We start from the raw sequence: 11,799 nt of genomic DNA on the forward strand, positions 1-11,799 counted from the left end.
AAAACGCATGTTCACAGCAAAAAAAGGCCGACTCACGCTCATCAGTGTGGTCGCGGTTGGGGCCGCAGTAGCCCTCGCAGGGTGCGCGTCCGGTGATCCCCTGGGCAGTGGAAGTGGCGCCACAAGCGCTGCCGACACGCTCGTTGTGGGTTCCCAGGACTACTACTCCAATGAGATCATCGCCGAGATCTACTCGCAGGCATTAGAGGCCAACGGTTTCACCGTCGACCGCACGTTCCGGATAGGCCAGCGCGAGGTGTACCTGCCCGAGCTGGAAGCAGGCGGCGTCGATGTATTCCCGGAATACACCGGTAGCCTGCTGCAGGCACTCGAACCGAACGCTGTCGGTGGCACGAGCGACGCGATCTACACCGAGCTCCAAGCGGCGCTTCCCTCCACCCTGCGCGTGCTGGACAAAGCGGCGGCCTCAGACCAGAATTCCTGGACCGTAACCCAAGCCTTCGCGGAAAAATACAACCTAACGGACATTGCGTCACTGAAGAATGTCACCGAACCGCTCATGGTTGGTGGCACCTCTGTGCTGGAGACACGTCCGTATGGGCCGGCCGCCCTCAAGGCGAAGTACGGCATCGAAACCGCCGGTTTCACCCCGATTGAGGATGGTGGTGGCCCGCTGACCGTTAAGGCTCTTGTTGACAACGCTATTCAGCTGACCAATATTTATACGGCAAGCCCCAACATCAAGTCAGACAAGCTCGTGGCACTGAGCGACCCCGATGGTCTCTTCTTCTCGGACAACGTCGTGCCTTTGGTTTCCGAAAAGGTCACCGACAAGGCCGCGTCGGTACTGAACAAGATCAGTGCTGCCCTCAGCGCTGAGGACCTGGTGAGCCTCAACTCTGAGAGCGTCAATGACCAGAAGTCCGCTGAGGCCATCGCGGCGGCCTGGCTCGAAAAGGCAAACCTCTTCTAGCAGTATCGTTTTACCCAAAACCCTCATAACGTCCCTTCTTGGGCGGTGTGAGGGTTTTGTGCGTCTATGCCCGCAACAGCACGATGGCGGGGGCGAGGGCGAGCGCGATCGCGGTCACGAAGACGGCCATGGTGGCGAGGCGGGACAGGGGAAGAGCCTGGTTCACGAGCCGGTACACCCTCGGAGCGACGAGAGCGCGCTCCGGCGACGAGATCCATGACTCATCCGACTCGCCATCCGACGCCGCGGCGAGGACCTCCGGTTGTTGCCCCAGCCCCACGAGCGCGATGGCGGTAGCAAGTGTGCGGTCGTCCACGTCGCGGCGTGCGCGATCGTCCGCGATCATTTCAACCAAGAGCGCCACGGCATTTTCGGCGCGATTGGCGATGGGAAACCAGGGTAGGGCGCTGTGCCAACTCTTGAAGGCCAGTAACACCAAGTGATGCTGCTGAACCAGATGGGCTCGTTCGTGGGCGATTACCGCACGCACCTGGTCGGCGTCGAGCAGGCGGAGCAATCCCTTAGACAGTACCGTCGCGGAATGTCCAGCACCGGGAAGGCAATAGGCGACCGGGGCAGGATGGTCGATGACGCGCATTCCCGGTTGGCCGTTCAGAGGATCGCTGAGCAGGGCGATGAGAGTGTAGTGGCGGCGTCGCTGTCGCTCGGCGCGCACGAAAGTGGCAAACAAATTCAACAGCAGGTGAGTGCTGAGCAGAATAGCTGCCCCGAGCGCGAGCACGTGGGTGAAACGCGTATCGGCCGGAAGAGTGCCGGACCGTAGGCTGTAGCCGAGGGCGATGACGCTCTGTGGCAGAGCATTACCGAACGGAACGAGACCGTAGAGCAGCAGTGAGCCGATCATCGACATGCCACCGGACAGGGCGATGGCCTGCCAGAGCACGAGGGCGACGTCCGGGGAGCGCGCGGGCCAATTTGAGCGGGCCAGCACCAACGGAAAAGGCCAAGCAAGAATCACGGCAATGACGCCAAGCAGGGCGGCGCTGATGATCACGGGTATCGCAGTTAAGGTCTGGCGGAGTTAGAGGTTGTCGGTCGTCGCAACGCCGAGGAGTTGGCGCAGTGTGTCTGCCTCCTGAGGGGTGACGCCTCCAATGAACCGCACGAGGGCCGCTTGGCGGTCCGGCACCTGTCCGAGTACCTCATGCATGAGCCCGGCCGTGTGGGTCGCACGGGTCATAACAGCGGTGTACGTGTGTGGGCGCACGCTGCGGTCGCGGGTGACGAAACCCTTTGTCTCAAGTCGAGACAACACCGTCAGAACGGTTGTGGTCGCCAGCGGCTTCGTGGGCTTGGTCGCAAGACCCGGGCGCATCAAAGAATCCTTGAGATCGTTGGCGGTCAACGGTGTGGGGGAGTCCCACAGGATATCCATCAGAAGCCGCTCAAGCACGCCCAAATTTGCCATACGCAGCATCTTACGCGGTCGAACTGCAATTTCTACGTGTTGTAGAAAATTGCTGTCATACCCAGGTTTCTACACAGCGTAGAAGTGTAGTGTTCTACACAGCGTAGAAATAATGCGTGATGCGAATAAATGCTGGAGGGCATATGAACGAGTGGTTGGATCCGTTACTCCTCTCACGGTGGCAGTTCGGTCTTACGACCGTTTACCATTTCCTCTTCGTGCCTCTCACCATTGGCATGGCCCTCACGGTCGCTATCTTCCAGACGGCGTGGGTGCGCACCGACAAGGCCAAGTACTTGCAGCTGACGCACTTCTTCGGCAAAATCTTTCTGATCAACTTCGCCATGGGCGTCGTGACGGGAATCGTGCAGGAGTTTCAGTTCGGTATGAACTGGTCGGATTACTCGCGCTTCGTCGGTGACGTGTTCGGGGCCCCGCTCGCGTTCGAGGGCATCCTTGCCTTCTTCCTCGAGGCGACGTTCATCGGCCTGTGGATCTTTGGCTGGGACAAACTGCCGAAGAAGGTGCATCTCGCCACCATCTGGCTCACCGTGATGGGCAGCATCACGTCGGCTTACTTCATCCTCGCGGCCAACGCCTTCATGCAGAACCCGATCGCGTATACCATCAACGCGGAGAAGGGCCGGGCCGAGCTGACTAGCATCGGGGAACTGCTCACCAACCCGATCGCACTGGCGGCGTTCCCGCACACCATCTTCGCGTGTTTCATGGTGTCGGCAGGCCTGATCATTTCGGTGGCGGCCTGGCACCTGGCACGTAACCAGCATTTTGAGACCATGCGCCCAGCTCTCAAATTCGGTCTGTGGATGATGGTCCTGGCCGGCATTGGTACAACTCTCGCCGGCGACCAGCTCAGCCTCGTGATGGGTGAGGTGCAGCCGATGAAAATGGCAGCCGCCGAGGCGCTCTACCACACGGCCACCGGAGCCAACGCGTCGTTCTCCCTCTTTACACTCGGCACGCCCGACGGTGTGCACGAACTCTTCTCGATCCGTATCCCTTACCTGCTTTCGTTCCTCTCGACCCACACCTTCGACGGCACCGTGCAGGGCATTAACAACTTGCAGGCGCAGTACGTTTCGACGTACGGCCCCGGCGACTACACGCCCACCATCTGGATCACCTATTGGGCGTTCCGCTGGATGATCGCTCTCGGTCTCGTACACATGCTCGTGGCCGTCGTTGGGCTGTTTCTCACCCGCAAGGGACGGATGCCGAAGCAGAACTGGGTATGGAAGCTCGCTATTTGGAGCTTCCCCGCTTCGCTACTCGCGATGACGGTCGGCTGGGTATTCACCGAAATGGGCCGCCAGCCGTGGCTCGTGTTTGGTCTGCTGAGAACGCAGGACGGCGTTTCACCCGGCGTGACCGGCGTGGAAATTCTCATCTCCTTGATCGCCTTCACGGTGCTCTACGGCATTCTCGTGGTGGTCGAGTTCAAACTCATCCTGAAAGCCGTTCAGAAGGGGCCGGACGATGCTCCGGTTCTCGACGCCGAGTCCGGCGAAGTCAAGCACACCGCCACGGTCTATTAAGACGGGTCTAGGGGAATACAAAATGGATCTCACAATTCTTTGGTTCTGGATCATCGCTGTCATGTTCGTTGGGTACTTCGTGCTCGATGGATTCGATTTTGGGGTCGGCATGTCTCTCCCATTCCTGGGTCGGGACGACACCGATCGCCGCGTTCTCATTAACACCATCGGTCCGGTTTGGGACCTTAATGAGACCTGGGTGATCGTGGCTGGGGCGTCGTTGTTCGCGGCGTTCCCCGAATGGTACGCAACGATGTTCAGCGGTTTCTACCTCCCGCTCGTGCTTATTCTGGTGGCCCTGATCGTGCGCGGGGTGTCGTTTGAATACCGGCACCAACGCCCCGAATCTTCGTGGAAGAAATGGTTTGACGGCATGATTATCGTCGGATCGGCCGTTCCGGCATTGCTCTGGGGTGTGGCTTTCGCGAACATCGTGCGCGGCGTGAACCTCGACGTCAACCACAACTACACCGGTACCTTCTTTGACCTACTCAACCCGTATGCCCTGCTCGGCGGGGTCACCACTCTGCTGCTGTTCTTTGTGCACGGTGTGGTCTTCATCTCGCTCAAGACCGAGGGTGACATTAGAGTGCGGGCACGCAAGCTCGCCACCAAAGCCGGCATCCTGACGATCGTTGTCGCGGCTACCTTCCTGGTGTGGACAGTCTTTGCCTACGGCACCGTAGCATCCGCTCTTCTGGCCGCCGTGGCGGCTGGTGCACTGATCGCATCGTTCCTCGCCAACCTGCGCGGGGCCGAGCGGCTCGCATTCGGCTTGATGGCCGGCGCTATCGGGTTGGTCGTGCTGTGCCTGTTCGCTTCGCTGTTTCCCGAGGTCATGCCGGCGAGTAACGACCCAGCCAACAGCCTGACCATCGCCAACGCCTCCTCGTCGGCGTACACGCTGGGTGTGATGAGCTGGACGGCACTGATCGGAATGCCCGTCATTCTGCTCTATCAGGGTTGGACCTACTGGGTGTTCCGCAAGCGCATTGGTCGGGCCCATATTGAGGTCTCTGTTCACTAGCTCGCCCCTGACGAGTACCCCGTTGACCAGCACACCCGTGACACGGGCTGTGGGAGAATAAGGCAGTGCGCCCCCTGGATCCTCGCCTTCTTCGTTATGCCTCAGCGGCGCGCCGGTTTCTTCTCATTGGCGCGCTGCTCGGGTTCGCACAAACCCTCGTTGTCGTCGCCTTCGCGTGGTTTCTCACCCGAGCAATCACCCTCCTGGTGGCGGGGGAGCCCCTCACTGAGATCGTACCCACGCTGGTCGCCCTGGCCGCGGTCATTGTGCTGCGGTCTCTGCTGATCTGGTTGCTGGAAGTCGCGGCCAACCGCGGTGCGGCGCAGGTAAAGAGTCAACTGCGCGCCAAGGTCATGGCCAAGCTCGCCGAGCGCGGCCCCGACTGGGTCGCCTCGCAGCAGAGTGCACGCCTGGCGACCGTTGTCACGACCGGCCTCGACGCACTCGACAACTACTTCGCGCGGTATCTGCCGCAGCTGTTGCTGACCGCGATCGCCACGCCGATTCTGATCGCGGTCATGCTCTGGCAAGACCTGCCCAGCGGCCTCACCGTCATTATCGTGATCCCGCTCATCCCCGTGTTCATGATTCTCATCGGCCGGGTCACCCAGTCGGTACAGCAGGACCAGTGGCAGGCACTGCAACGCCTCTCCACCGGATTTCTTGACGTGGTCGGGGGCCTCGGCACCCTCAAGATCTACGGCCGGGAACGCCGTCAGTTTGATCGCATCCGTTCCATCACCGAGCAGTACCGCACCCGTACCATGAAGGTGCTGCGGGTTTCCTTTCTGAGCGGCTTCGTGCTCGAACTGGCCGCGAGTCTCTCGGTCGCTCTCATCGCCGTGTCGATTGGCCTGCGGCTCATCGACGGCGAGCTGCTGCTCGGCGTCGGGCTGTTCGTCCTGCTGCTGGCCCCCGAGGCGTTTCTGCCGGTGCGCCAGGTCGGAGCGCAATTTCACGCCGCGGCCGACGGCCTGGCCGCTGCCGAAGAGCTGTTCAAGATTCTCGACGACGACTTCAATAAAGCGGATGCCCCGGCGCCGGTCGATCCTGCGGCTGCGCCGGTCGCGCTGGGAGGCGTCGGTGCCGGCGCGCTGCGCCTGGTCGACGTGTCTATTCGGCGCGGCGACACCGTCGTGATCGACCGGCTGGACGCCGAATTCGCCTCCGGGCAAATTAGCGTGCTGCGCGGCGTGAGCGGAGTCGGCAAGTCCACCCTCGTCGCCGCCCTGCTCGGCTTCGTACCCCTGACCGGCGCAGTGACGCTCGGCGGCGTTGCCGTGGCAGCCGGGCCGAGTCGGCCGTGGCTGGCCTGGGCCGGCCAGCGACCCGGCCTGGTCCGGGGAACGGTGGCCGAGAACGTGGCGCTGGGGGCGGCATCCGCTGGCCAGGGCACGCCCACCGGGACTCTGGTCGCTCAGGCCCTCGACTGGGCGGGGGCCGCTGAGGTTTCACCGGCCACGGTGCTCGGGGTCAACGGCGACGGGCTGTCGGGCGGGCAGGCGCAGCGCGTCGCCGCCGCGCGGGCGATCTACCGGGCCCTCGCGACCGAGTGCCAGGTCGTGATTCTGGACGAACCCAGCTCGGCGCTCGACGTCGACGCCGAGGCCGGCCTGCTCGCCGGGCTGCGCCGACTGGCCCATCAGGGCCGCGTCGTGATCGTGGTCAGCCACCGGCCGGGCGTCCTGGCCGCAGCTGACCATATGATCGAGCTGCAGGAGCTGATTCATGTCTGACCGGACGCCGAGCCCGGCCGCGCGCGACGTACTGCGGCTCGCCCAGCCGCGCCCGCGCTGGTTCGCTCCAGGCCTGCTGGCCGGCGTGACGAGCGCCGTCATGGCGGTGGCGCTGCTGGCCTGCTCGGCCTGGCTCATTACCCGCGCCGCCGAAATGCCGTCCCTGGCCTATCTGGGCTTGGCCGTCGTCGGCGTGCGTGCCTTCGCCATCTTTCGGTCCGTGTTTCGCTACCTGGAGCGCCTGACCAGCCACGATGCCGCATTCCGGCAACTCGCCGAACTCCGCCTGGGCATCTTTCGTCGTATCGTTCCGGTCGCCCCGGCCGGCCTGGCCCAGACCGGGCGCGGCGATCTGCTCACCCGCCTCGTGCGCGACGTCGATGACCTGCAGGACCTGCCGCTACGGGTTGTGCAACCGCTGCTGGTCGCGGGAATCACCGCCCTGCTCAGCGTGATCGGCATCTGGCTGATCGTGCCGGCCGCCGGCATCACCCTGCTCGTCTGCCTGCTGTTGGCCGGCGTGCTCGGCACCCTCTTTTCCGGCAGCCTCGCCGCCCGGGCAGAGCGGGAGCTCGCACCGCTCCGCGGCACCCTCGCCGATGAGGTGCTCGAAATCGTGGAGAACCTCGACGTGCTCACCGCCTTCGACGCCCTCAGGCCGCGTCTCGCCGCGCTCGCCCGCACCGATGAGCGCCTGCGCCGGGCCACCCTGCGCCGCTCGGTCGGAGTGGGTGTGCAGTCGGCCGTCGTTGCGCTGTTTGCCGGTGCGGCAACGCTGGGCGCGCTCTACTTCGGCATTCCCGCGCTCGATGGCGGCGGCGGACTCCTCAGCCCGGACCTGCTCGGCCCGACCCTCATCGTCGCCGTGCTCGTGCCGCTAGCCGTATTCGAGGTGTTCGGAATGATTCCGCTCGCCGCCTCGGCCTGGCGCCAGGTGCGGGTGAGCGCGCGGCGCGTCGCCGAGGTTGTTCCGGCTTCGCCACCGGCTGAGATTCCCGTCGATGTTCCGAACCCCCGGCCGTTGCGGGCAACCCCGGTCATGCTCGAACTGACCGACCTGGGTGCCAGCTGGCCCGGCCAGACCGAACCGGGCGTGGCCGGTGTGACGCTGCGGCTCGCGCCGGGGGACCGGGTGCACCTGGCCGGACCGAGTGGTGCCGGCAAGACCACCCTCGCGCAGGCCCTGGTGCGGTTTCTTGACTACACCGGTTCGTACCGTCTGAACGGGGTCGAAGCCCGCCTGCTCGCTCAGACCGACGTGCGGCGGGTGGTCGGACTGTGCGAGCAGCGCCCGTGGTTATTTGACGACAGCATCCGTCAAAATCTGCTGTTTGCCCGCGATACTGCCACCGACGCCGAGTTGTTGGCCGTGCTGGCCCGCGTCGGACTGGCCGAATGGGTCGCAGCGCGCGGCGGCCTCGATGCCCGGGTCGGGGAGCGCGGCGCCCTGGTCTCCGGCGGACAGGCTCAGCGGATTGCCCTGGCCAGGGCCCTGCTGGCCGATTTTCCGGTGCTCATCGTCGACGAACCCACCGCGAACGTCGACAGTGCCCAGGCGGATGCCCTCGTGCGTGACCTGCTGAGAGCTGCGGCCGACGCCCACCGGGCCGTGCTGCTCATCTCCCACACGCCGGTGCCGGACGACCTAGTGACGGCCCGGGTGACCCTGCCCGCCCGGGCTCAGTCCATGTGACGCAGCTCGCGGCGGTGCAGCCATTTCTTGATCAGGAACACCGCGAGTACGAACAGTGCGATCACGCCGACGAACAGGTAGCCGGCGAAGTGCAGGCTGCCGCTGAGCTCGCGGTAGCCGCCGGCCGCCGCCGACCCGACGGTGACATAGGCGAGTGACCAGATAACGCAGGCGGGCACGGTCCAGGCCATGAAGGTGCGGTAGCGCATATGGCTCATTCCGACGGTGACCGGAATGAGGGAGTGCAGCACCGGCAGAAACCGGGAGATGAACACGGCCAAACCACCGCGCCGGTCGAGGTAGTTCTCGGCGCGAATCCAGTTGTGTTCGCCGATGCGGCGGCCCAGCCGGCTCGCGCGGATGAACGGTCCAAAGTGGTGGCCGAGCGCGAAGCCGATGCTCTCCCCGCCCAGGGCGCCGACGATCACGGCGAGCACGAGCGTGACAAACTCGACCGGGCCGGAGACCGCCGTGCTGGCGACGATCACTATGGTGTCGCCGGGAACGACCAGGCCGACCAGCACTGAAGTTTCCAGCAGCATGCCCAAAAAGGCCAGCAGTGTTCGAACGACCGGGTCGACGCTGGATACGGTGTCGAGGATCCACGTGAGGATGTCATTCATTTCGCTCAGCCTACGTGCTGCGCCTGAATCAACAAGGCCGGGCTCTTTGGCAGCCTGGGCGGCCAGCTGCGAAGGCTTCGTGCCTCGTGCGACCTTGGAGTCGCTGCGTCCTAGTAATCTAAAGGGGGGTACACCGGCGCTTTGTTGCGCGTGCACCTCGTATCAATCATGTCTAACCCCTGCAATGAATGAGAGTCACGTGGTTCACGAGCACGAAAGCGTCCGCATCGATTCGAGCGTTGAGAGCGACGAAGAAGTGTATGACTTCGCCGCGATCCAGGCGAAGTGGCAACCCATCTGGGAGGAGCTCGCTCCGTTCAAGACGAGCGGTGAGGGCGACACCCGCCCGCGCAAGTACGTGCTCGATATGTTCCCGTACCCCTCCGGTGACCTGCACATGGGCCACGCCGAGGTCTATGCGCTCGGCGACGTCGTCGCCCGCTACTGGCGCCACCAGGGTTTCAACGTGCTGCACCCGATCGGCTGGGATTCCTTCGGCCTGCCCGCCGAGAACGCCGCCATCAAGCGGGGCATCGACCCGCGCGGCTGGACCTACGACAATATCGCCCAGCAGAAGAAGAGCATGAAGCTCTACGCGACCAGCTTCGACTGGGACCGCGAACTGCATACGAGCGACCCCGAATATTACAAGTGGACCCAGTGGCTGTTCCTGCAGCTGTACAAGAAGGGCCTGGCCTACCGCAAGGACAGCTGGGTCAACTGGGACCCGATCGACCAGACCGTACTCGCCAACGAGCAGGTGCTGGCCGACGGCACGAGCGACCGCAGCGGCGCCGTCGTCGTGAAGAAGAAACTCACCCAGTGGTACTTCAAGATCACCGACTACGCCGACCGTCTGCTGGATGACCTCAATCAGCTCGAGGGCACCTGGCCGGCCAAGGTGCTCAACATGCAGCGCAACTGGATCGGCCGCTCCATCGGAGCGGATGTCGACTTCCAGGTCGAGGGACGCACCGAACGCATCACCGTGTTCACCACCCGGCCGGACACGCTGTTCGGCGCGACGTTCATGGTCGTCGCCCCGGATTGCGACCTCGCCGCTGAACTCGTCGCCGAGGCGACGCCCGAGGTGCAGGAAGCCTTCCAGGATTACCTCGTGCAGGTTCAGCGCAGCACCGAGATCGAGCGTCAGGCCACCGACCGGCCCAAGACCGGCGTGTTCATCGGCCGCTACGCGATCAACCCGGTCAACGGGGAACGCCTCCCGATCTGGGCGGCGGACTACGTGCTTGCCGACTACGGCACCGGCGCGATCATGGCCGTGCCGGCCCACGACCAGCGCGACCTCGATTTCGCCCGCGCCTTCGACCTGCCCGTGCGCGTCGTCGTCGACACCAACTCGCCGGCCACCGGCATGATCCCGGTAATCACCCAGGGCATGCTCGACGGCACCGAAGAGCTGCCGGCGCTCGACCCGCTCAGCACCGGCATCGCCCTGGCGGGCGAGGGCCGCCTCATCAACTCCGGTCCGCTCAACGGCCTGAGCAAGATCACCGCGATCAAGCGCATCGTCGAGCAGCTCGCCGCCGACGGGCTCGGCCGGTCGGCTAAGAACTATCGTCTGCGCGACTGGCTGGTTTCCCGGCAGCGTTACTGGGGCGCTCCGATCCCGATTATCCACGGCGCCGATGGCGCAGAGATCCCGGTTCCCGAAGACCAGCTGCCGGTGCTGCTGCCGCCGGCAGAGGGCCTCGATCTGAAGCCGCGGGGAACGTCGCCGCTCGGCGGTGCCACCGACTGGGTCAACGTGCCGAGCCCGATCGACGGTTCGCCGGCGACCCGCGACGCCGACACCCTGGACACCTTCGTCGACAGCTCCTGGTACTTTCTGCGGTTCCTGAACCCCACGGACGACACCAAGGCCTTCGACCCGAAAGAGGCCGAGAAGTGGGCGCCGGTCGACCAGTACGTTGGCGGCGTCGAGCACGCCATTCTGCACCTGCTGTACGCGCGGTTCATCACGAAGTTCCTCTTCGACGAGGGCTATGTGAGCTTCACCGAGCCGTTCACCGCCCTGCTCAACCAGGGCATGGTGATTCTCGACGGCGCCAAGATGAGCAAGAGCAAGGGCAACCTGGTCTACTTCACCGAGGAGATCGAACGCCACGGCGTTGACGCCGTACGCCTCACGATGGCCTTCGCCGGCCCGCCCGAAGACGACATCGATTGGTCTGACGTTTCCCCGGTCGGCTCGGCCAAGTTCCTGGCCCGCGCCTGGCGCGTCGCCCGCGACGTCACGAGTGCGCCCGATGTGGAGTGGAAGACGGGCGACGTCACCCTGCGCCGGGTCACCCACCGGTTCTTGTCCGACGCACCCGGCCTGGTGGAGTCGTTCAAGTTCAACGTCGTCGTCGCCCGTCTGATGGAGCTCGTCAACGCGACCCGCAAGGTCATCGATACCGGTGCCGGGCCAGCGGATGCCGCCGTGCGCGAAGCCGCCGAAGCCACCGCCATGGCGCTGAACCTGTTCGCCCCCTACGCCGCGGAGGACATGTGGGAGCACCTCGGCTACGAGCCGTGCATCGCCCTCGTGCCGTGGCGCAAGGCCGAGCAGACCCTGCTCGTGCAGGAATCGGTCACCGCGGTCGTCCAGGTCGACGGCAAGATGCGCACCCTCCTCGAGGTATCGCCGAAAATCTCGAGCGAAGACCTGGAGAAGATGGCGCGGGAAGCCGCCGCGGTCATCCGTTCGATCGGTGATCGCGAGATCATCAAGGTGATTGTGCGCGTGCCGAAGCTCGTCTCCTTCGTCACCCGCCCGTAGCCCGGGGTAAAATCCG

At 64.4% G+C, this 11,799-nt stretch carries 9 protein-coding genes; 6 read left to right on the plus strand and 3 right to left on the minus strand.

The genetic code is table 11. From position 1 onward, the window contains the following. Positions 1–7 precede the first annotated feature (7 nt). On the plus strand, positions 8–934 hold the full coding sequence (locus E3T46_RS09635; protein WP_134443096.1) for an ABC transporter substrate-binding protein: 927 nt from the start codon (positions 8–10) through the stop codon (positions 932–934). A gap of 64 nt (positions 935–998) precedes the next feature. Here the strand turns inward: E3T46_RS09635 and E3T46_RS09640 are convergent, their stop codons facing one another. Both E3T46_RS09640 and E3T46_RS09645 read right to left on the minus strand, forming a co-directional pair. After that, positions 999–1,949 (minus strand): M56 family metallopeptidase, encoded by a 951-nt coding sequence (locus E3T46_RS09640; protein ID WP_241980579.1) that lies wholly within the window; start codon positions 1,947–1,949, stop codon positions 999–1,001. 27 nt (positions 1,950–1,976) lie between these two features. Next, positions 1,977–2,363, minus strand: a complete 387-nt coding sequence (locus E3T46_RS09645; protein ID WP_134578369.1) for a BlaI/MecI/CopY family transcriptional regulator — start codon at positions 2,361–2,363, stop codon at positions 1,977–1,979. A gap of 143 nt (positions 2,364–2,506) precedes the next feature. Here E3T46_RS09645 and E3T46_RS09650 point away from each other — a divergent pair, with 143 nt between their 5' ends. The 4 genes from E3T46_RS09650 to cydC all read left to right on the plus strand — a co-directional run bounded on the left by E3T46_RS09650 (position 2,507) and on the right by cydC (position 8,375). Continuing rightward, entirely contained in the window at positions 2,507–3,919 is a 1,413-nt protein-coding gene (locus E3T46_RS09650; RefSeq protein WP_134471699.1) for a cytochrome ubiquinol oxidase subunit I, read from the plus strand. Positions 3,920–3,941: 22 nt separating this feature from the next. After that, positions 3,942–4,946, plus strand: a complete 1,005-nt coding sequence (cydB, locus tag E3T46_RS09655) for a cytochrome d ubiquinol oxidase subunit II (RefSeq protein ID WP_134578370.1) — start codon at positions 3,942–3,944, stop codon at positions 4,944–4,946. 65 nt (positions 4,947–5,011) lie between these two features. Then, positions 5,012–6,682 (plus strand): thiol reductant ABC exporter subunit CydD, encoded by a 1,671-nt coding sequence (gene cydD / locus E3T46_RS09660; RefSeq protein WP_134578371.1) that lies wholly within the window; start codon positions 5,012–5,014, stop codon positions 6,680–6,682. Further along, positions 6,675–8,375 (plus strand): thiol reductant ABC exporter subunit CydC, encoded by a 1,701-nt coding sequence (gene cydC, locus E3T46_RS09665; protein WP_134578372.1) that lies wholly within the window; start codon positions 6,675–6,677, stop codon positions 8,373–8,375. The genes cydD and cydC overlap by 8 nt, the downstream gene beginning before the upstream one ends. Here cydC and E3T46_RS09670 read toward each other — a convergent pair. After that, on the minus strand, positions 8,363–8,998 hold the full coding sequence (locus tag E3T46_RS09670; protein WP_092450475.1) for a DedA family protein: 636 nt from the start codon (positions 8,996–8,998) through the stop codon (positions 8,363–8,365). The genes cydC and E3T46_RS09670 overlap by 13 nt on opposite strands. Before the next feature lie 226 nt (positions 8,999–9,224). Here E3T46_RS09670 and leuS point away from each other — a divergent pair, with 226 nt between their 5' ends. Beyond that, the gene (gene leuS, locus E3T46_RS09675; RefSeq protein WP_241980603.1) at positions 9,225–11,783 is read left to right on the plus strand and encodes a leucine--tRNA ligase; all 2,559 of its coding nucleotides are present in this window, start codon (positions 9,225–9,227) and stop codon (positions 11,781–11,783) included. The last annotated feature ends 16 nt before the right edge of the window (positions 11,784–11,799 follow it).

Origin of the sequence: Cryobacterium sp. Hh11, assembly GCF_004404045.1 — a bacterium.
In the GTDB taxonomy this organism is placed as follows: domain Bacteria; phylum Actinomycetota; class Actinomycetes; order Actinomycetales; family Microbacteriaceae; genus Cryobacterium; species Cryobacterium levicorallinum.